We start from the raw sequence: 21,421 nt of genomic DNA on the forward strand, positions 1-21,421 counted from the left end.
CCCGGTCCGCGCCAGCCGCTATCCCAAGGGAGTGCGGATGGACGACGAGGGCCGTCCGGACTTCTCGCCCTACGCCCGTGCGGCCGCGGAGATCGCGGAGCCGCCCGAGGGCTTCGGCGTCGACGAGCTGCGGCTGACCGACTACGTGTCGGCGAACGCGGCGCTGCACGCCGCCGGTCACGAACTGTGGGCCAGTCTGCCCTCGGTGGCGACCCCGCACGGCTGGACGTGGCACCACGTCGCCGGCACGCGCCGGCTGGAGCTGGTGCCCGCCGAGGTGAAGGCGCTGCTGCGGCACCACGGCGGGCTGGCGACGGCCGCCGTGGACCAGGACAAGCGCGGCACGCGCCCGCTCCAGGAGACCCGGCCGGTGCACTTCGTCCTGCCGCAGCGGGACCTCGCGGTGACCGAGGAGCAGGTGCAGGGCGTCGAGGAGGACCTCGGCTACCGCCTCCCGGGCGCGTACCGGGCGTTCCTGAAGGCCGCGGGCGGATGCGCCCCGGTGGGCGCCGCGCTGGACGCGGAGCTGGGCCTGCTGATCGACCAGCCGTTCTTCACCGTGCGCGACGAGGCCGCCGTGAACGACCTCGTCTACGTCAACAAGTGCCTGCGCGACCACTTCACCAAGGACTACCTGGGCGTGGGCTTCGTCCAGGGCGGCGTGCTCGCCGTGAAGGTGAAGGGCGAGGCGATCGGTTCGGTGTGGTTCTGTCCCTACGACGACGCGCGCGACCGCGACGGCTGGACGGTGCAGGAGAGGGTGGAGCAGTTGCTGCTGCCCTGTGGTGAGGACTTCGACGTGTTTTTGTCGCGTCTGGCGGGCGGTCCGCCGGAGCTGGAGACGGTCGCCGGCCTGATGGTGGACGGCGGCTTCGCCTACGCCGTCCCGGTGGAGGGGTGAGCGCGCGGTGGTGACGTTCGCGCAGGCGCAGGAGCGCGGTGAGCGCTGGGCCAACGGTGACGTGCCCGCGTACCAGCACCGCGAGGTGCGGGTCCGCGAGTTCGACCTGGGCTTCGTGGTGTGGGCCGAGGACCGCGAGGACGGTCCGACGTCGGACGGCGGCCGGGTCCGCCTGGTGATCGCCCGGGACAGCGGGGAGACGACGCTGTGGCCGGGGCTGCCGGTGGGCGAGGTCATCCGGCGCTACGAGGAGGAGTACGGGGCCGTGCCCGTGGAAGAACCCGAACCGTCCGACGCGCCGCCGAAGCGGGTGGACCTGAACGCCACGTCGTTCCTCCTGAGCCCGCCGCAATGGCTGCAGGACGCGGCGGACGCGATGGGGATCCCGGACCGCAGGACGGACGGGGGGACTTCGGGGGGTGCGTCCGGTACATCCGGTGCACCCGTTGCACCCGTTGCATCCGGTTCGGCCGGTACGTCCGGTGGTGCTTCCGGTACGTCGTCCTCCGACACGTCCGGGGGCTCGGCCGCGGCGGCGCGATCGGGGGCTTCCTCGGACGCGTCGCAGGGCGGTCCGGCGCCCGTGCCGCCGCCTGCGCCCGTCCCTGCACCCGCGCCTGCGCCCGTCCCTGCAGCCGCTGTGCTGCCCGCGCCGAGCGAGCCGGTTGCCTCCGCGGCGCCGGCCGCGCCCGCCCCGGTTGCTGCTGCCGCGGCGCCCGGCGAGCCCGAGCCCGCCACCCCGTGGGCGGCCGCCGAGACGCACACGGCGGATGACGACGACGACCGCTCGGTCGGCCTGCCCGCCACGGTGCTGGCGCCGGCCCTGTCGGGAACGGACGAGGACGACACGCCGCCCCCGGGCGTCGGCCCCGAGGCGAAGACGGCCCTGATGGCGTCCGGCAGCGCGCTGCCGAAGACAGCCATTGCGCCCGCGATCGACGACCTGCCGGCGGGCGGGGGAGCGAGCGGTGCGCCCGTTCCCCCGCCCCTCGGCCCCGGTGCGCCCGGGGCTCCGGTGCCACCGCCTCCGGGCGCCGGTGCGCCTTATGTGCCCGGGCAGCCCGGCGCTCCGGTGCCGCCCGGTGCGCCCGGCGCCGGTGCTCCGCAGGCGCCCGGGGCCCCCGTGCCGCCCGCGCCTCCCGGTGCTCCGGATGCCGCCGCTGCTTCCGCTGCGCCCGGGATTCCCGGACGGCAGCAGCCGGGTGCCGGCGCCCCGACGCCTCCCGGGGCTCCGGGGCAGCCGGGTGCGGGCGCTCCCACACCTCCCGGTGCACCCGCCGCGCCCGGTGGCGGGGTGCACCACGCCGCGACGATGCTGGCCGGTCCCGGCACGCCGGGCCTGCCCGGTGCCGCGCCCGGCGCTCCCGTACCGCCTGCCGTACCCGGCCGGCCCACGCCTCCTCCTGCCGGGCCCGGCGGGGTGCACCACGCGGCGACCATGCTCGCCAGTGCGGCCGGCGGCCCGGCGGCCCCGGGTGCTCCCGGTGCCCCCGGCGCGCCGGGTCAGCCCCCGGCCGCCCCCGGTCGCCCGGGGATCCCGCAGCAGGGCCCGGGCACGCCGCCCTCCGGCCCCGGTGGGGTGCACCACGCCGCCACCATGCTGGCGAGCCCCGGCGGGCCCGGCATGCCCCCGGCGCCGCAGGGCCCGGCCGCTCCGCAGGCACCGGCTCCCGCCCCGGCCTACGGCTACCCCCAGGCGCCGACCGGTCTGCCGACCGTGGGACCGGGCTACATGGCGGTCCTGCGCTACCGCTCGCACGACGGTTCCGAGCAGCAGCTCATCCGGCGCAGCGCGCCGGGCACGCCGCACCCGGAGTGGCAGATCCTGCACGAGCTGATGGCGATGAACGTGCCGCGCGAGCAGGTGCTGGAGCTGCACACGGAGCTGGAGTCGTGCGACGGCCCGGGCGGCTACTGCGCCCGCATGGTGCGGGAGAACTGGCCGCAGGCGACGGTCAGTCACACGGCCCCGTACGGCCGCGACCACGCCACGCGCCAGCAGGGCGTCCGTCACCTGATCGAGCACCAGGGCGAGCTGCACCAGGTCGCGGACGGCCCGGCCCGCCCGGCGCCGAACCGGGTGCCGCTGCCCCACCCCGGCCAGGTGCAGCAGGCGCCGCCGGTCGGCCCGGACGTGATCGCCCGGGAGCTGGCCGAGTCCTTCGGCCCGCAGGGCGTGTTCCGGTTCGAGCAGCGCGCGGTGTCGCGCCAGGGCGTGCCCGACGTCGTCGCGCAGACGCTCGTGTGGGCCGGCGTGCCCGTGGACTGCGGCCCCTTCTTCTGGGGCCAGGCGCAGCCGGGCCGGCCGGTGCCGACGCTGGCGGAGCTGGCGGCGGAGCGGCGCGTGCAGGCGGCTCCGGACGCGGGTTCGTACCTCGTGATGGGCACGGACTTCGGCAAGCAGCTGTGCGTGCAGTACGGCACGGCGCACATCGTGGCGGTGCCGTTGGAGGCCGGGCCGGGCGGTTCGTCCGTTCCGCCGCAGTTCGTCAACACGAGCCTGCCTCAGTTCGTTCGCTCTTTGGCGCTGCTCGGGAAGATGTGGCGCTGGCGCTACGGGTTGACGCCGGAGCAGGCGGGCCGCTGGACGGTGGATTTCCAGGAACAGCTGATGGCGCTGGACACGGCCGCGTTGGCGTCGCCGGAGAACTGGTGGTCGGTGCTCGTGGAGCAGATGTGGGACGGCCTGTTCTAGCCGCGGCGGCGGGGCGTTGAGGGCGCGGGGCGTCCGATCCGGGACGAGGGTCGGACGCCCCGTGTCGTAGGTTGGCGCATCCTTGGCACAAGAAGCGGGCGGAGTGTCGCGTCATCGGCACTTCCCGTGGTCCGGGGATGATGTGCGCCAGACTGCGTCACATACCGGACATCCGGGATATAAGGGGCTTCAAGGATGAGTGCATCGGTGTCTCCCGACGGTTTCGCCGTCGTACGGGGCCGGGGTTACCGGCCCGAGCAGGTGGATCGCGCTCTCGCCGAGTTCGCGCGGCAGCGGGACGCGGCCTGGGAGCGGGTGGCGCGGCTGACCGTACTCGCGCGCGAGATGGAGGAGGAGGTCCAGCGCCTCGCGCAGGTGGTGGCGCAGCTCCCCCCGCAGACGTACGAATCGCTCGGCCAGCGGGCGCAGGGACTCCTCGTCACGGCCCAGGCCGAAGCCGCCGGGCTGCGGGAGCGGGCCGAGGTCGCGGCCGCCGAAATGATGGACGCGGCCGAGGCGCACGGGCGGGCCGTCCGGGACGCGGCGCACGAACGGGCCGTCGCCCTGCGCGCCGAGGCCGACGAATGGGCCCGGCAGGCCCTCGTCGCCGCCGAGACCGTCGCCGACGACGTCGTGGCCGTCGCCCGCCGCGACGCCAAGCAGCGGCGCGAGGACGCGGCGGCGGCGCTCGCCGAAATGCGCGAGCGGACCGCGGCGGCCCTCGCCGAGCAGGAGAAGGACCACGCCGAGCGCTGGGAGACCGCGGGGCGGGAGATCGCCGAGCGGGAGGCCGCGCTGGACACGCGCATCGCGGCCATGGAGGAGTACGCGCGCAACACCCTGGCCGAAGCGCAGCGGCGCTACGCCGAGGCGGAGGAGGCGGCGCGGCACGGGCAGGAGGACGCCGAGGCGCAGGGGGCCGCCCTGATCGCGCAGGCGCGGGTCCGCGAGGAGCGGGTCGTGCGCGAGGTGGAGCGGATCCTGCGCGAACACGAGGAGCGCCGCGAGGAGCTCCGCGCCCACATGGCCCACGTCCGCCACAGCCTGGCAGCCCTCACCGGCAAGCCGGTAGCGGAAGACCTGGGCGCGGGCGACCCCTGACGTCGCCCCGTCAAGGGTGCCCGCACCCTTGAATCCGCCGCGGCGGCGATCGACCACGACGGCGGAGCCCGGCGGTGCCGTACGGGCTCAGGCAGGCCCGGCACCGCCGGGTGCCGCCGCTGTGGCCGAGCGCCGTCGCGGCGGGATGAAGGGGGCGGCCGCCCCCTTCACTTTGCTCGGCCGCAGGCCTGGGTGGAGGAGGCGCCGCCGCCTCCACCCAGGCCTGTCGGCTAGGCGGTCGGCGCCGGAGGCGTCGGGGTGGACGGTGCCGTCACCGTCACCTGAATGATCCGCACCACCCCGTCAGCCGTCTCCAAGCGCAGCGCATACGCGCCGGTGTGCTCGTCCGTCCGCAGCTCCGGGAGCGTCAGCACGCCGTCCGCGTCCGTCGTGCCCGCCTTCAGGATCCGTACCGGCTTGCCGTCGGTGCCCTTGAAGTAGGGCCCGAAGGCGCCGCCCTTCTCGTCCTTCGGGACGGTCTTCCCGTCGGGCAGGGTGACCGACACGGTCACGTCCGCACCGATCACGTCCTTGCCGCCCTCGCCGAGGACCTTGACCTGGATGCGGTCGGCGAACGCGCCGCCCGGCGCCGCCTTCAGCCCGGGCGTGCCGACGACGTCGATCTGCTTCGCCGCCCGCACCTTGACCGTGCCCGCGAACTCGACCGCGGGGATGTCCTTGCCGACGACCTTGGCCGTCAGCGTGACCTTGCCGCCCTTGGGTCCGGCCACGACGTGCGGCGCGGTGGCCGTGCCGTCCTTCGCCGTGGCGACGGTGATCCCGGTGGAGCCGTCCGCGAACGCGGCCCCGCCGCCGACCTCGAACCGTACGCGGGTGTCCGCGACCGGCTTGCCGGACCTGTCCTTGGCCAGGACGCGGGCCTGCTCCTTGAACTTCTCGCCGGCGTAGGTCTCCCAGGCGCGGTTGTCGCCGACGCGCTCCAGACGGCTCGCAGGGGCGGGCGGGACGGGCTTGTTGTCGCCGCCACCCGGCTTGTTGTCGCCGCCACCACCGGGCTTGGGCTTGCTGTCGCCGCCGGGCTTGTCGTTCCCGCCGTTCGGCGGCGGGGTCGGCTTCGACGGCTTGGCCGGCGGTGCGGGCTTGGACGTCCCGGGGGTCCGCGGAGTCGAAGGAGACGAAGGCGTCGAAGGAGACGACGGGGTCGAGGGAGACGAGGGGACCGTCGGATTCCCGGGCCGTACGGGCGTGTTGCCCGACGGCGTCCCCGGAGCGTCCGGCAGGGAGGGGACGTTGCCCTTCTGGTAGGCGCGCATCCAGGACGTGACGGCGTTCACGTAGTCACGCGAGGGGTTGTAGCTGAGGATCGCCGCGTCGAGGTCCGCGGCCCGGTTCATGTCCTTGCCGCCCGCGCACAAGTACTTGGCGGTGCCGAGCGCCGCGTCGTAGATGTTGTTGGGGTCCTTCTTGCCGTCGCCGTTGCCGTCGGCGCCGTAGAGCGCCCAGGTGGACGGAAGGAACTGCGTGGGGCCGACAGCCCTGTCGAAGACCTTGTCGCCGTCGAGGGCGCCGCCGTCGGTGTCCATGACCTTGGCGAAGTTGTTGCCGTTGAGCTGCGGGCCGATGATGGGCTTGTCCGTGGTGCCGTCGGCCGTCACGCGGGTGCCGTTGTACGTCCCGTGGTGGGTCTCCACGGTGCCGATGCCGGCTATGAGCTCCCAGGGCATGTGGCAGCCGGGCAGGTCGGCGGCGGCGCGCTGGGCGGCCTTGCGGTAGGCGTCGAGGGCGGTCGCCGGGATGCCGGTGGCGGCGTCCTTGCCGTCGCCCTTGCCGTCGCCGTGGGCGCCGGGCAGGCCGCCGGGGCCCTTGGGTCTGAGGTCGGGCAGCGTGAGGTTCGGGGTGCCGTGCGGCATGCCCTGAGGGTTCTTGGGGTCCTTGGTGGGGTCGTCCGAGTCCGCGGTGTTGTGCGCGGGGCTGACGCCGACCGCTGCCGTGAGGCTGGCTACGAGCAGGGCCGTGCACAGACCCTGCCGGGAGACGCTGGCAGCGCGCGTAGGGAGTATCTTCACGATGCTGCTTCCTTCGGAGACCTGCGGCCCGTGCGAAGAGGGTGCACGACTTCCCCCCTCGGCCATAACCCCGAACACTAATTCCCTGTGGCCCCAATTGTCTTGCCGGGGGCCCGCCTTCACGTATTATTCGCCCTTCGTTCCCCCTCAACTCCCGCCCCTTTGCCCGTTTCCTGGTATTTGTCCGTGGCGGATTCTGCAGGGGAGTCCCCCGCGTGCACCGGGAAGTGCCGTGGCGCCAGGGTCAGAAGGGCGAGCAGGGCCAGCCCGGCCGCACCGGCGGCCCCCAGGTAGACGTGGTCGACCGCCGCGGAGACGGCTTGCCGGAGATATCCGGCCGCTTCCGTCGTGAGCGACGTGCTCGCGTGCTCCAGGGCGCGCGATACGGAGTCGAGGTCCGCGGGCAGCCCGGGCCGTACGGAGGCCGGGGCGTCCGCGAGGCGCGCGGCGAGCGTGCCGTTGGCGACGGCCCCGAAGAGCGCCGCCCCCACGCTCTGCCCGACCTGCCGGCAGAAGAGCACGGACGCGGTGGCGGTGCCGCGCTCCGCCCAGCCCACCGACGACTGCACGCCCACGATCAGCGGGAGCTGGAACAGGCCGAGGGCCGCCCCGAGCGCCAGCATCACCAGCGCCGGCTGCCAGGGTGCTCCCGGATGCGGCAGGAGCGGGAACGACAGCAGGATCAGCGCGGCGAGGCCGATGCCGAGGGCCGCGCAGCTGCGGAACCCGATCCGGTTGTAGACGTGGCTGCTCAGGGCGGCGGAGATCGGCCAGCTCAGCGTCATCACGGACAGCACGAGCCCGGCGGCGATCGGCCCGAGGCCGAGGACGGCCTGCGCGTACGTCGGCAGGAAGACGGTCGGCGCGATGATCAGGAGCCCGAGCGCGCCGAAGGAGAGGTTGACGGCGCAGATGGAGCGGCGGCGCCAGACCCAGCCGGGAATGACCGGCTCGGCGGCGCGCCGCTCGACGGCTGCGGTCACGCCCGCGCACACCGCGCTGCCCGCGAAGAGCGCGAGGGAGGGCGGTGAGAGCCAGGGCCAGGCGACGCCGCCCTGCACGAGCGCGCAGAGCAGCAGTCCGCCGCAGGCGAAGACGCCGAGCGCGCCGGGCCAGTCGACACGCGCGCGCTGGCGCGCGTGGGCGGCGGAAACGGGTTCGTGGAGGTGGCGCTTGACCAGCCAGAGGGCGACCGCGCCGACCGGCAGGTTGACGAGGAAGATCCAGCGCCAGTCGGCGTACCCGGCGAGCACGCCGCCGAGCGCCGGCCCGGCCACCGCGGCGGTGGCCCAGACCGTCGACAGCCTGGCCTGGATCTTGGGGCGCTCCTTGAGGGGGTAGAGGTCGGCGGCGATCGTCTGCACGGTGCCCTGCAGGGCACCGCCGCCGAGGCCCTGCAGGACGCGGAAGGCGATCAGCGCGGGCATGCTCCAGGCGGCGGCGCACAGGGCCGAGCCGAGCAGGAAGAGGACGATCCCCGCCAGGAGCACGGGCTTGCGGCCGAAGGTGTCGGAGAGCTTGCCGTAGACGGGGAGGGTGACGGTGACGGCGAGGAGGTAGCCCGAGAAGAGCCAGGAGAAGACGGTGAAGCCGCCGAGGTCCGCGACGATCTGGGGGACGGCCGTGGAGACGACGGTCCCGTCGAGGGCGGCGAGCGCCATGGCGAGCATGAGCGCGGCGACGACGGGCCCGCGGCGGGCGCCGCCGGACGCCGGCGCGTGCGGTATCTCCGCCTCCGCCTCCGCCTCCGCCTTCGGTGCGAGGCCCTCCGCTCCGGGTCCGCAGCCCTCGGCTCCCGGTGGGCCGCCGTCCGCCCCGGGCGGGCCGCTGTCCGTGCCGCCGCTCCCGCCGCTCCCGCCGTCCCCGCTGCCCGTCCCGCCTGTCCCGCCCCTGCTACCCCAGCCGCTCGTGCCGCCGCCCATGTCGCCGCCCATGCCGCCCCCAAGGTCGTTTCCCCTTGCACGTATCCGTCGGTCAGGGTCTCACTTGAGCCTTACGTAACGGGAGGGTGCATGCTCGAGGTCCGTCGACCGCGAGAAAGACGGTCGCGGCAACCCCGAGAAGGACGGCGTCGGCAACCCCGTATCCCCTAGGGGTCGTTCCCGGCTTTTCTCCTGCTCGTCCCGCCGCCCGGTTCGTCCCGCAGGGGGAGGAGCAGGAGCCCGCCGCTGCCTAGCCTTTTCGAGGGCTGCCGGAGAGCGGTGGTGGGGCTAGCCCCACCACGGATACACGGACGAGCACCATCGCCGCCGGCCCCCGCCGTCCAGCAGGCTGTGGACCGTACCCCCCAAGTGAGCATGCATAGGAGACCCACCGTGACAACGGCTGTATCGATTCCCAGGACCGGGGGCAGTGGAGGACATGCGGCCGTCGCGGCGAGGGCCCGCCAGGTCGTCAAGGCGTACGGGTCCGGCGAGACCCGCGTCACCGCCCTCGACCACGTGGACGTGGACATCGCCCGCGGGCAGTTCACGGCCATCATGGGCCCCTCCGGCTCCGGCAAGTCGACCCTGATGCACTGCCTGGCGGGCCTCGACACCGTCACGTCCGGCCAGATCTTCATCGACGAGACCGAGATAACCGGCCTCAAGGACAAGAAGCTCACCCGGCTCCGCCGCGACCGCATCGGCTTCATCTTCCAGGCGTTCAACCTGCTCCCGACGCTCAACGCGATCGAGAACATCACGCTCCCCATGGACATCGCGGGCCGCAAGCCGGACAAGGCGTGGCTGGACCGCGTCGTGGAGACCGTCGGCCTCGCCGGGCGCCTCAAGCACCGCCCCAACCAGCTCTCCGGCGGCCAGCAGCAGCGCGTCGCCGTGGCCCGCGCCCTCGCCGCCCGCCCCGAGATCATCTTCGGTGACGAGCCGACCGGAAACCTCGACTCGCGCGCCGGCGCCGAGGTGCTGGGCTTCCTGCGCCGCTCCGTGGACGAACTGGGCCAGACCATCGTCATGGTCACCCACGACCCCGTCGCCGCGTCCTACGCCGACCGCGTGCTCTACCTCGCCGACGGCCGGATCGTGGACGAGATGTACAGCCCCACCGCCGACGCGGTGCTGGAGCGCATGAAGAACTTCGACGCGCGGGGACGGGTGTCGTGACCGTCCTCAAGACCTCCCTGCGCAACTTCCTCGCGCACAAGGGCCGCATGGCGCTCTCCGCCGTCGCGGTCCTGCTCTCGGTCGCGTTCGTGTGCGGCACGCTCGTCTTCACCGACACCATGAACGCCACGTTCGACAAGCTCTTCGCCAACGTCGCCTCCGACGTCTCCGTCGGCCCGAAGAAGAACGACGACGCCCAGCAGACCGGCAAGCCGGCCACCGTCCCGGCCTCGATGCGGGAGAAGCTCGCCAAGGTCGAGGGCGTGGCCAAGGTCGAGCCGTCGGCCGCCAGCCAGCAGCTGACCGTCGTCGACAGCAAGAAGAAGAGCCTCAGCCCCACCTCCGGCGCCCCCACCGTGGGCACCAACTGGGACGAGAGCCAGAAGAAGTCCGTCGAGATCACCAGCGGCCACGAGCCGCACGGCCCGGCCGAGGCCGTCCTCGACTCCGACACCGCCGACAAGCACGGCGTGAAGACGGGCGACACGCTTCGCGTGATCGCCGCCCCGGGCGACTTCACCGTCAAGGTCGTCGGCATCGCCACGTACAAGACCACGAACCCCGGCGCGGCCGTCTTCTACTTCGACACCCCGACCGCCCAGGCGAAGCTCCTCGGCAGCACGGACGAGTTCAGCGGCTACGGGCTGACCGCCGCCTCCGGCGTCAGCGACGAGCAGCTCAAGGAGCGGGTCTCCGCCGCCCTCGGCTCCTCCGCCGGCGACTACGCCCTGCGGACCGCCGCCGAGAGCAAGGAAGAGAACAAGAAGGACGTCGGTTCCTTCCTGAACGTCATGAAGTACGCGCTGCTCGGCTTCGCCGGCATCGCCGTCCTCGTGGGCATCTTCCTCATCGTCAACACCTTCTCCATGCTGGTCGCCCAGCGCACCCGTGAGATCGGCCTGATGCGGGCCATCGGCTCCAGCCGCCGGCAGGTCAACCGCTCGGTGCTGGTGGAGGCGCTGCTGCTCGGCGTCGTCGGCTCGGTCCTGGGCATCGGCGGCGGCGTCGCCCTCGCCGTGGGCCTGATGGAGCTCATGGGCTCCATGGGCATGAAGCTCGACATGGGCGAGCTCACGATCAAGGCCACGACGCCCGTCGTCGGCCTCGCGATCGGCGTGGTCGTCACCGTCCTCGCCGCCTACCTCCCGGCGCGCCGGGCCGGGAAGATCTCCCCGATGGCCGCCCTGCGCGACGCGGGCACCCCCGCCGACGGCAAGACGGGCAAGGTGCGGGCCACGATCGGCCTGCTGCTGACGGCCGCGGGCGGGGCGGCGCTGCTCGCCGCCGCGAAGTCCGGCGACGCCAAGGCGGGCTCGGGGATGCTGGGCCTGGGCGTGCTGCTCACGCTCGTCGGCTTCGTGGTCGTCGGCCCCCTGCTGGCGGGCTTCGTGGTCCGCGTCATCAGCGCGGTCGTGCTGCGGGTCTTCGGGCCGGTCGGCCGGCTCGCCGAGCGCAACGCGCTGCGCAACCCGCGCCGTACGGGCGCCACCGCCTCGGCGCTGATGATCGGCCTCGCGCTGGTCGCCGCCCTGTCGGTGGTCGGCTCCTCCATGGTCGCCTCGGCCACGGACCAGCTCGACAAGTCGGTGGGCGCGGACTTCATCGTCCAGACCGAGAACCAGCAGCCACTGAGCCCGGCCGTCGTCAAGGCGATCAAGTCCGCCGGTCACGTCGAGCACGTCACGGAGTACACGATCGTCAACGCGAAGATCACCACTCCGGACGGCAAGAGCGCCACCCAGCGGCTGTCCGCCGTCACGCCCACCTACGCCGACGACGTGCGCGCCGAGACGGTCAAGGGCAACCTCAAGGACGCCTACGCCAAGGACGCCATGTCCGTGCCCGAGGGCTTCGCCAAGGACCACGGCATCAAGCTGGGCGACCGGCTGAAGGTCGCCATGGTCGACGGCCGGACGGCCCAGCTGACCGTCAAGGCGATCACCTCGGACGACACCAGCATCGACCAGGGCGCGATGTACACCAACATCGCCACCGCGCGCAGCTACCTCCCGGCCGACAAGATGCCGCTGGACTTCATGGTCCTCGCCAAGGCCACCGACGGTCAGACGAAGGAGGCCGCCGCCGCGCTCAAGGCGTCGGTCGAGGAGTACCCGCAGGTCAAGGTCCGTGACCAGTCCGACTACAAGAAGCTCATCCAGGACCAGGTCGGCCAGCTGCTCAACATGATCTACGGCCTGCTGGCCCTCGCGATCATCGTCGCGGTCCTGGGCGTCGTGAACACCCTGGCCCTGTCGGTCGTCGAGCGCACCCGGGAGATCGGCCTGCTGCGGGCCATCGGCCTCTCGCGCCGCCAGATGCGCCGCATGATCCGCCTGGAGTCGGTGGTCATCGCCCTCTTCGGCGCCCTGCTCGGCCTCGGCCTCGGCATGGCCTGGGGCACCACGTCCCAGAAGCTCCTGGCCCTCCAGGGCCTCGGCGTCCTGGACATCCCCTGGCCGACGATCACCGCGGTCTTCCTGGGCTCGGCGGTGGTGGGCCTGCTCGCCGCCCTCGTCCCGGCGTTCCGCGCGGGCCGGATGAACGTCCTGAACGCCATCGCCACGGACTAGCAGACCGCTGCCCCTACGGGGGCGGCGGCGGGGCGCCCCCCGGGCCACCCCGCCAGGGCCCGGCCCGGACGCGCCACGGGGGTGCACGTCCGGGCCGGGCTTTTCGGCGCTCGGCGTGGGGCGCGTCACTCAGCGGGCCCTGTGGTGGTACGGCGAGAGGCGCGGCGATCGGGCCCGCCTCGTCGTAGGTCGCGACACACGCCGGCCGCCGCCTGGCCGTGCTGCGGCGGCGCGACGGCCGATGCGCCGTCAGGCGACGTAGAAAGGCTCGACGTTGGCCGTCATCCACACCGACGTCTGATCGTTCGGATTTCCGAGGAAGACCGTATCCACCGTGAAGGGCACCGGCTCCTCCGAGACGGCCTGCGAAACGGCTGCGAGAACGGCGTCACGCGATTCCCCGGCCGCACCGCTGACGGTAACGCCGATCAGCAATCCGGGGTGCTGGTTTCCCACCTGCACGAGAGCCCGCCTGGCCGACGAAACCGCGGGAACCGCGCCGAAGGCCCGGCGCAGCGATGCGAGCAGTGCCCCGGGCTCTTCCGCAGGCTCCCCGAGCCGGATGCTCTCGCCGGCGCGCACCGTCTTCCGGCCGCCGTCGCGTACGGCCTGTACGCCGACGGCGTGAATGGGCAGCCCGACCTCGCCACCGGGGTTGAGCGCAAGCCCGAGCTCCTGCGGGAGTGAGCCGATCAGTTCCCGGGCGCCCATCACCGCGTGCGCCACGTCGCCCGCGTTCAGCTTGAGCTGCTCCGCGGAGGTGTAGACGGCGACATGCGGCTGACCGTCGATCACAACGATCGGCAGCCGTGTTCCCTGGTCACCGCCAGGGGCTTCCGGGAGCGGCATCCACAGGTCGGCCGTGGCGAGTGCCTTCAGAATGTCCCCAGCGGGGGTCGAGCCGGCTTTTGCTGCAGCCAGCGTCTCTTCGAGCTTGTTGGCGGGAAACATATAGGGGAAACTCCGGTCGGTTATTTGTTCTGTTGATTTGAATCATGAAGCGTTGAACGGAGCTCGTCCACCAGTTCGCTGAATTTCTTGTTTTCTGTTACGCGCTGCTGCGGGTCATCACTGTGGATGTAGAATTCGGAGAAGTTTTGACGCGGCGTCGCGTAAAGCTTCTTGAACCTCTCGGCCGCGTCCGTCAGCACCGTCTCCGCGTCGCTCTCCTCCGGGTCGGCAAGGATGTCGCGGGCCTCCAAGAGCGTCAGATAGAAAAAGGCGGGGTATCGCCGGCCTTCCCGATACACGATCTCCGCGACTTGCTCGACAAGGGTGATGGCCTGTTGGCGGCGCGACTCGGGTGTGCGCGGTGTCATCGCAAAGGCTCCGATCCCAAGATTTTCACTCCCTCTATCTCCCAGGGTTTTGGAATGAATATCTGCTCAACGTTGCCGCCCACATAGACACCGCCCTGGTTGGCGACAGGGCCCGCGTAGACCTCGGTTCCGGCTGGGAACTCCAACGCGTGCACCGTGTCGATGGGCGACTGTCCGGTAAATTCTCCATCGGCGTTGGTCCATATAGGACGCACCGCTGTGTCGATGCGTACGTGGGCGACCGACGAGGGTGCTTCACGAGTGAACCACTTACCGAACTCCTTGCCGTGCTCGCCCGCGCGGTAAAGGGTCGTCGGCTCGGTCAAAGTCACTTCATTGTATCGACCGCCCGCGAAATTGAGGGCCGGCCGGTCGTCTGCTTCGGCCAAAGGTCCGGGGTCGCGGACCATGTCGAATTCGTACAGTTCGTCTGCCGATTCATGCGGTTGCGTAGCGTCGTCCGCGCTGTCGGAGGGCGGAGCCTCCCAGGGGTCGGGAGCCTCGTCCCCCGAACCGTCGCTCGCCCGCCCATCGCCTGACTCCGGGGTGCCGGACGGGCCTTCCGTCTGCTCAGGGGGTACGGCGTCCTGCGCCTCGGCCCGCTCCTCCGTCGCCGGGGCCTTCGCAGGGGCATCGGCCCCTTCCGCCTCCGCGTCGCCGGAGCCCTCCGCGGCCGCCGGGTCGGGAGCGTCGTCTGTCTGCTCGGTGCTCGCGTCGTGCGCGTCCGGGCCTGTTTCGGAGTCCGCATCCGCCGTGGCTGTGGGTTCCGGGGCGTCGGCGTCGGCCTCCTCGGCCTCCGGCTCCGGGGTGGCGGTTTCCTCTTCGGCTTCCGGTTCCGGGGCGTCATCTGCCTGCTCGGCATCCGTTTCCTGCGCGCCTGCCGAGCCTGTCTCCGGGTCTGCGTTCTCAGCGTTTGCCGATTCCGCGGCGTCGGCGTCCGGCTGCTCGGCTTCCGGTTCCGGGGCCTCGGTCTTCTCCGGTGCGCTGTCGGCTTGCTCCGCGTCCGTCGGTTCCGGAGCGTCGTCCGTCTGCTCGGTGTCCGCGTCGCGTGCGTCCTCCGGCGCCGGGGCGTCCGCCGGGCCCGTGCCGGAGTCCGAACCGTCTGCGCTCTCCGGTTCCGGGGCCTCGGTGTCAGGCTGCTCGGCGGCCTCCGGCTCCGGCGCGTCGCCCTTCTCCGGTGCGCTGTCGGCTTCCTCTGCAGCCGTCGGCTCGGGCGCGTCGTCCACCTGCTCTGCGTCCGTATCGCGTGCGTCCGTGGGTTCCGGCGCGTCCGCCGAATCCGTACCGGAGTCCGCATCCGCCGCCTTCGTCGGCTCGGGGGCGTCGACGGGCTCGGGAGGCGCGGCCTCCTGGGGTTGCGGGGACTCTTCGGGCCGACGGTCGCTCATGATCGGCATTCTGGCATTGCCACATCAAGGGCTTCGGATCGCAGGCCCACGGGGAGAATCGCAGGCACGCGGGGAGACTCGAAGTGCCCCGTGGTGCCGTAGCGCCGTCCAGAGGCCCGTGTCGGTGCGGCGTCGTAGTCTGGAGACCCCCGGCACGGCTCGAAAGTCCCGCGTCGGGCCGTTCGCGTTGTCCACCCCCGGGACGGGAAAGCCTTCATGAGCCTGCACGGTCTGCTCGACGCCGTCGTCAATGATCCGGCGCTCGCCGAAGCGGTGAAGGCCGCGGCCGACGGGAACCGGCCGCACGTCGACCTCGTCGGCCCGCCCGCCGCCCGGCCCTTCGCGATCGCCGCGCTCGCGCGCGACGGAGGGCGCCCCGTGCTGGCCGTGACGGCCACCGGCCGGGAGGCGGAGGACCTGGCGGCGGCGCTGCGGTCGCTGCTGCCGCCGGACGGGGTGGTGGAGTTCCCGGCGTGGGAGACGCTGCCGCACGAGCGGCTCTCGCCGCGTTCGGACACCGTCGGGCGTCGTCTGGCCGTGCTGCGCCGCCTCGCGCACCCCAGCAAGGACGACCCGGCCGCGGGGCCGGTCAGCGTGGTCGTCGCGCCCGTGCGGTCCGTGCTGCAGCCGCAGGTCAAGGGGCTCGGCGATCTGGAGCCGGTCAGCTTGCGCAGCGGGCAGAGCGCCGACCTGGAAGAGATCGTGGACGCGCTGGCCGCCGCCGCGTACGCCCGCGTCGAACTGGTGGAGAAGCGCGGCGAGTTCGCCGTCCGTGGCGGCATCCTCGACGTCTTCCCGCCGACCGAGGAGCACCCGCTCCGCGTGGAGTTCTGGGGCGACGAGGTCGAGGAGATCCGCTACTTCAAGGTGGCCGACCAGCGCTCCCTGGAGGTCGCCGAGCACGGCCTGTGGGCGCCGCCCTGCCGCGAGCTGCTGCTGACGGAGGACGTGCGGGAGCGGGCGGCAGCGCTCGCGGAGGAGCACCCGGAGCTCGGCGAGCTCCTCTCCAAGATCGCCGAGGGCATCGCGGTGGAGGGCATGGAGTCCCTCGCCCCGGTCCTGGTGGACGAGATGGAGCTGCTGCTCGACGTGCTCCCGGCCGGCGCGATGACGGTCGTGTGCGACCCGGAGCGCGTGCGCACCCGCGCCGCGGACCTGGTGGCCACGAGCCAGGAGTTCCTGCAGGCGTCCTGGGCCGCGACGGCCGGCGGCGGGGAGGCCCCGATCGACGTGGACGCCGCCTCGCTGTGGGGCATCGCGGACGTCCGCGACCGCGCCCGCGAGCTCGGCCAGATGTGGTGGTCGGTGAGCCCCTTCGCCGCGGACGAGGAGCTCGACGGCGACACCCTGAAGCTGGGCATGCACGCCCCCGAGACCTACCGCGGCGACACCGCCCGCGCCCTGGCCGACACCAAGGGCTGGCTGGCCGACGGCTGGCGCACCGTCTTCGTCACGGAGGGCCACGGCCCGGCGGCCCGTACGGTCGAGGTCCTGGGCGGCGAGGGCATCCCCGCCCGCCTGGACGCCGACGTGGCCGAGCTGTCCCCGTCGGTCGTCCACGTCTCGTGCGGCAGCATCGACAACGGCTTCGTCGACCCCGGCCTGAAGGTCGCCGTCCTGACCGAGACGGACCTGTCGGGCCAGAAGTCCGCCAGCAAGGACATGGGCCGCATGCCGGCCCGCCGCCGCAAGACGATCGACCCGCTGACCCTTCAGGCCGGCGACTACATCGTCCACGAGCAGCACGGCGTCGGCCGCTACATCGAGATGGTGCAGCGCACCGTCCAGGGCGCCACCCGCGAGTACCTCCTCGTGGAGTACGCGCCCGCCAAGCGCGGCCAGCCCGGCGACCGCCTCTACATCCCCACCGACCAGCTGGAACAGGTCACCAAGTACGTCGGCGGCGAGGCCCCGACCCTGCACCGCCTCGGCGGCGCGGACTGGACGAAGACCAAGGCGCGCGCCAAGAAGGCCGTCAAGGAGATCGCCGCCGACCTGATCAAGCTCTACTCCGCGCGCATGGCCGCGCCCGGCCACTCCTTCGGCGCCGACACCCCCTGGCAGCGGGAGCTGGAGGACGCCTTCCCCTACGCGGAGACGCCCGACCAGCTCACCACCATCGCCGAGGTCAAGGAGGACATGGAGAAGTCCGTCCCCATGGACCGCCTGATCTGCGGCGACGTCGGCTACGGCAAGACGGAGATCGCGGTCCGCGCCGCCTTCAAGGCCGTGCAGGACGGCAAGCAGGTGGCGGTGCTCGTGCCGACGACACTGCTGGTGCAGCAGCACTTCGGCACGTTCTCCGAGCGCTACGCCCAGTTCCCCGTGGTGACGAAGGCCCTGTCCCGCTTCCAGACGGACAGCGAGGCCAAGGCCGTCCTGGAGGGCCTGCGCGACGGCTCGGTCGACATCGTCATCGGCACGCACCGCCTCTTCTCGTCCGAGACGAAGTTCAAGGACCTGGGCCTCGTCATCGTCGACGAGGAGCAGCGCTTCGGCGTCGAGCACAAGGAGCAGCTGAAGAAGCTGCGGGCGAACGTCGACGTCCTGACGATGTCCGCCACGCCCATTCCGCGCACCCTGGAGATGGCCGTCACCGGCATCCGCGAGATGTCGACGATCACCACCCCGCCGGAGGAGCGCCACCCGGTGCTGACCTTCGTCGGGCCGTACGACCAGAAGCAGATCGGCGCCGCGATCCGCCGCGAGCTGCTGCGCGAGGGCCAGGTCTTCTACATCCACAACCGGGTCGAGTCCATCGACCGGGCGGCCGCGCGGCTGCGCGAGATCGTCCCCGAGGCGCGGATCCAGACGGCGCACGGCCAGATGGGCGAGAGCCGGCTGGAGCAGGTCGTCGTCGACTTCTGGGAGAAGAAGTTCGACGTGCTGGTCTCCACGACGATCGTGGAATCCGGCATCGACATCTCCAACGCCAACACGCTGATCGTCGAGCGCGGCGACAACTTCGGCCTGTCGCAGCTGCACCAGCTGCGCGGGCGCGTCGGCCGCAGCCGCGAGCGCGGCTACGCCTACTTCCTCTACCCGCCGGAGAAGCCGCTTACGGAGACCGCCCACGAGCGGCTCGCCACCATCGCTCAGCACACCGAGATGGGCGCCGGCATGTACGTGGCGATGAAGGACCTGGAGATCCGCGGCGCGGGCAACCTGCTCGGCGGCGAGCAGTCCGGCCACATCGCGGGCGTCGGCTTCGACCTCTACATCCGCATGGTCGGCGAGGCCGTCGCCGACTACCGGGCCTCCCTGGAGGGCGGCGAGGAGCAGCCGGAGGCGCCGCTGGAGGTGAAGATCGAACTGCCCGTCGACGCCCACGTCCCGCACGACTACGCACCGGGCGAGCGGCTGCGCCTGCAGGCCTACCGCGCCATCGCCTCCGCGAACAGCGAGGAGGACATCCGGGCCGTCCGCGAGGAGCTCACCGACCGCTACGGCAAGCTGCCCGAGCCCGTGGAGAACCTGCTGCTGGTGGCGGGCCTGCGCATGCTCGCCCGTGCCTGCGGCGTCTCCGACATCACCCTGCAGGGCTCCAACGTGCGCTTCGGCCCCGTGGAGCTGCGCGAGTCCCAGGAGCTGCGTCTGAAGCGCCTCTACCCGCGCACGGTCATGAAGCCGGCCACGAAGCAGATCCTGGTGCCCCGCCCGGCGACGCGTCAGATCGGCGGCAAGCCGCTGGTGGGGCGGGAGCTGCTGGCGTGGACCGGCGAGTTCCTGACGACGATCCTGGGCTCGTAGGAGTCCGGAGTCCGGAGTCCGGGGCCCGGGGGCGCCGGCCGCGCTAGGACGCGGCCGCCCCCGACCCCGCCCTCTTGAGCACGCCGTAGCCTCCCTCGCCCCCCAGGAAGACGTACCGCACGCCGGGGTGCAGGCGCTCCCCGTCCGCGACGAGGTCTTCCGGTGTCTTGCCGTCGGCCAGCCGCAGGGCGAGGTAGTCCGGTGTGATGCCGCGGGTGTCGCCGATCCAGAAGACCCTGCACCGGCCGGCGAGGCGGCTTATCGGGACGATGTCGGCCTCGACCGTCGCGTCGTCCGGGATGCGGCCCAGGAGCTGCTCGGCGGCGCGGACGCTCTCCGGGACGCGGTAGGTGCCGGCCTCGGTCAGGCCGTAGAGGGGCATGGAGGCGGTCAGGGCCAGCGAGGCGGCGAGGACCGCGCCGGGCAGGTGGTGGGCGTAGGAGCGCAGCCACGGTCGGCGGTTCTCGCGGGCCCGGTGCACGGCGTCGGTGAGCGCGATGAACACGACGGGCATCAGGACGGCGTTGTAGTGCCAGTCGGTGCCCCAGTAGTGGTCGTCGTGGGAGGCGAACCGCCACGCGAGGGTGGGCAGGGCGGCGATCAGGACGGGCGAGCGCAGGGCCAGCAGCCCGGTGGTGGGCAGCAGGATCCACAGCAGGGTGCGTATCGCGGTGTCGGCGGGGATGGTGGGCGAGGGGCCGGCGCCGCCGTCGAGCTTGTCCCAGTAGTCGTAGGCGCCGCTGGTGTTGAAGGCGGGGATGATCAGCCCGAAGGTGATCGCGGCGGCCGCCAGGCCGAAGGCCACCAGGCCGGCGGCGAGCGGGGTCGCGCTCTGCGGGACGCCTTCGCCGCGGGCCTTCGCGCCGCGCAGCCGGATCAGGAGGACGACGCCGATGGCCGCCGCGGTGATGCCCAGGTCCTCCTTGACCAGGACCAGGGGCGCGGCCCACCAGACCGCGGCCCGCCAGCGCCCGCGCACCACCGCTTCGAGGGAGAACGCGAGCAGCGGCATCGCGAAGGCGATCTCGTGGAAGTCGAAGTCGACCGCGCGCTGCACGCCCCACGACAGCCCGTAGGCGATTCCTACGGCCAGTCCGCGCTTGCGGCCGAGGAGCCCGGCGGCGAGCCGGGCGACCGGTATCGCGGACAGGGCGAAGAGCGCGGCCTGGGCGACGAGCAGAGTGACCGGGCCGGGGAAGAGCCGGTAGAAGGGGGCGAGGAGCGCGGTGACCGGGCTGAAGTGGTCGCCGAGGATGTTGGTGCCGGGGCCCTTGAGGTCGGCTATGGGCGCCTGGAGGTGGGCGTATCCACGGATGGCCTGCTCGAAGATGCCGAGGTCCCAGGACATGGTGAGCATGCGGCGGTGCCGGCACACGGACAGCGCGGCGTAGAGGACGAAGAGGACGCCGGCGAGCAGGTAGGGATCCCGGTGCGGGGCCCGGAGGGCCGCGGCGCGGGGCCGGGCGCCGGGCGCTGCCTCGGCCGCGGGTCCGCCCGGTGCGGGAACGGTGGCGGCGGCCGAGTCCATGAGGGAGTCCTTTGTTCCGGGGGCGGGGGACGACTACGGGATGACTGTCGGAAAAGATACGCGGAGCCTCTCCGGCGCCCGGCTCCCTTTCCGAGAGACGAACGGTCTCCCTGGGCGGTTCGGCTGGAATGTGTCGTTCTTCTCTCGGAACCCGTGCGTTCAGCCCGTCTTCTTCCAGTCCGCACAGCCGGCCGTCTTGAAGTAGGCGTCGCCGGGGGCGATGGTCACCAGGGCGCTGCCGGTCACGTTCTCGTTGGCGATGATCGATTCGGCGCTCTCGTGCAGGGCGTCCTTGGCGCGCTCCCAATAGCAGGCGTCCTGCTTGTTGCCGGTGGACTTGTAGGTGCCGGGGGCTATGTCCACCCCGACCTTGTACATGCCGTTGCCGGACATCTCCGTCTTCGGGCTGCCGCCGGCCCGGCCGTCGGCGACCGGCTCCCAGCTCTTGCAGCCCTGCGTCTTGAAGACCTTGTCCTCGGCCTTGACCGTCACGTACGACGCACCGACGACGTTGTCGTTCGCGAGGATGGCGTCGGCCTCGCCGCTGGAGTCCTTGGCGCGCTCCCAGTAGCACCCGAGCTTGTTGCCGACGGAGCGGTAGGTGCCGGGCTTGATGTCGGCACCCACCTGGTAGGTGCCGCTCCCTCTGATCCCGCCCTTCGAGGCCTTCTCCCCTTCCGTGCCGTCCTGCCCCGTGGCCTTGTCCTTCTTCTCCGCGCCGCGGCCGGTGGCGGAGGGCTTGCCGTCGCCGTCGCCGTCGCCCCCGCCGGTCATGGCGCCGATGCCGACGATCACCACGAGGGCGCCCGCGGCCGTGAGGACCTTGTGCCGCGCGAACCAGTTCCGCTGCTTGGGCTGGGAGTGCTGAGACATGACTGACACCTTTCGGCGGGGAATCTTTCTCGAACCGACGCGTCAATCACAGCAGAGCTTGTGAACCGGGTCAACCATGTTCACGCGATCCAGTGAGTTCACGGCTGTGAAGGGGTCTGCTCATGGTTCACGGGTATGCTCGGCACCACAGCGAAGGACGAGGAG

13 protein-coding genes are annotated in these 21,421 nt (G+C 72.3%); 6 read left to right on the plus strand and 7 right to left on the minus strand.

Annotated elements, in window-relative coordinates:
• From ACSNOG_RS20005 to ACSNOG_RS20015, 3 genes are all read left to right on the plus strand, one after another.
• Nucleotides 1–901 (plus strand): SMI1/KNR4 family protein (locus tag ACSNOG_RS20005; RefSeq protein WP_436754038.1); only part of this gene is annotated, 901 nt, incomplete at its 5' end.
• Between the two features lie 7 nt (nt 902–908).
• A complete protein-coding gene (locus ACSNOG_RS20010; protein ID WP_436754039.1) occupies nt 909–3,596 on the plus strand; it encodes an SUKH-4 family immunity protein in 2,688 nt (895 codons plus the stop codon).
• Nucleotides 3,597–3,803: 207 nt separating this feature from the next.
• Nucleotides 3,804–4,697 carry a cellulose-binding protein gene (locus tag ACSNOG_RS20015; protein WP_436754040.1) on the plus strand — a complete coding sequence of 298 codons (894 nt, stop codon included), beginning with the start codon at nt 3,804–3,806 and terminating at the stop codon, nt 4,695–4,697.
• 230 nt (nt 4,698–4,927) lie between these two features.
• Here the strand turns inward: ACSNOG_RS20015 and ACSNOG_RS20020 are convergent, their stop codons facing one another.
• Both ACSNOG_RS20020 and ACSNOG_RS20025 read right to left on the minus strand, forming a co-directional pair.
• Complete coding sequence (locus ACSNOG_RS20020) at nt 4,928–6,724, minus strand: lytic murein transglycosylase (protein WP_436754041.1); 1,797 nt, start codon at nt 6,722–6,724, stop codon at nt 4,928–4,930.
• Nucleotides 6,725–6,843: 119 nt separating this feature from the next.
• A complete protein-coding gene (locus tag ACSNOG_RS20025; RefSeq protein ID WP_436754042.1) occupies nt 6,844–8,658 on the minus strand; it encodes an MFS transporter in 1,815 nt (604 codons plus the stop codon).
• Between the two features lie 363 nt (nt 8,659–9,021).
• Here ACSNOG_RS20025 and ACSNOG_RS20030 point away from each other — a divergent pair, with 363 nt between their 5' ends.
• Both ACSNOG_RS20030 and ACSNOG_RS20035 read left to right on the plus strand, forming a co-directional pair.
• Nucleotides 9,022–9,828 (plus strand): ABC transporter ATP-binding protein, encoded by an 807-nt coding sequence (locus tag ACSNOG_RS20030; RefSeq protein WP_436754043.1) that lies wholly within the window; start codon nt 9,022–9,024, stop codon nt 9,826–9,828.
• On the plus strand, nt 9,825–12,398 hold the full coding sequence (locus ACSNOG_RS20035; protein WP_436754044.1) for an ABC transporter permease: 2,574 nt from the start codon (nt 9,825–9,827) through the stop codon (nt 12,396–12,398). Before ACSNOG_RS20030 ends, ACSNOG_RS20035 begins: the two co-directional genes overlap by 4 nt.
• 249 nt (nt 12,399–12,647) lie before the next feature.
• Here the strand turns inward: ACSNOG_RS20035 and ACSNOG_RS20040 are convergent, their stop codons facing one another.
• From ACSNOG_RS20040 to ACSNOG_RS20050, 3 genes are read right to left on the minus strand one after another with little or no spacing between them, the layout of a single operon-like run.
• Entirely contained in the window at nt 12,648–13,349 is a 702-nt protein-coding gene (locus ACSNOG_RS20040) for an enhanced serine sensitivity protein SseB C-terminal domain-containing protein (protein ID WP_436754045.1), read from the minus strand.
• Nucleotides 13,350–13,369: 20 nt separating this feature from the next.
• The gene (locus ACSNOG_RS20045) at nt 13,370–13,717 is read right to left on the minus strand and encodes a hypothetical protein (protein ID WP_436754046.1); all 348 of its coding nucleotides are present in this window, start codon (nt 13,715–13,717) and stop codon (nt 13,370–13,372) included.
• Nucleotides 13,714–15,105, minus strand: coding sequence for a hypothetical protein (locus ACSNOG_RS20050; RefSeq protein ID WP_436754047.1), 1,392 nt, complete (start codon nt 15,103–15,105; stop codon nt 13,714–13,716). Before ACSNOG_RS20050 ends, ACSNOG_RS20045 begins: the two co-directional genes overlap by 4 nt.
• Before the next feature lie 216 nt (nt 15,106–15,321).
• Between ACSNOG_RS20050 and mfd the strand changes: the two genes are divergently transcribed.
• The gene (gene mfd, locus ACSNOG_RS20055) at nt 15,322–18,855 is read left to right on the plus strand and encodes a transcription-repair coupling factor (protein WP_436754048.1); all 3,534 of its coding nucleotides are present in this window, start codon (nt 15,322–15,324) and stop codon (nt 18,853–18,855) included.
• Nucleotides 18,856–18,898: 43 nt separating this feature from the next.
• On the opposite strand, the gene ACSNOG_RS20060 is transcribed toward mfd, so the two are convergent.
• Complete coding sequence (locus tag ACSNOG_RS20060) at nt 18,899–20,383, minus strand: DUF2079 domain-containing protein (RefSeq protein ID WP_436754049.1); 1,485 nt, start codon at nt 20,381–20,383, stop codon at nt 18,899–18,901.
• A 159-nt stretch (nt 20,384–20,542) separates the two neighbouring features.
• Complete coding sequence (locus tag ACSNOG_RS20065) at nt 20,543–21,256, minus strand: hypothetical protein (RefSeq protein WP_436754050.1); 714 nt, start codon at nt 21,254–21,256, stop codon at nt 20,543–20,545.
• Between the last annotated feature and the right edge of the window lie 165 nt (nt 21,257–21,421).

The sequence above is a fragment of the Streptomyces sp. URMC 124 genome (genome assembly GCF_051386455.1).
Classification (GTDB): domain Bacteria; phylum Actinomycetota; class Actinomycetes; order Streptomycetales; family Streptomycetaceae; genus Streptomyces.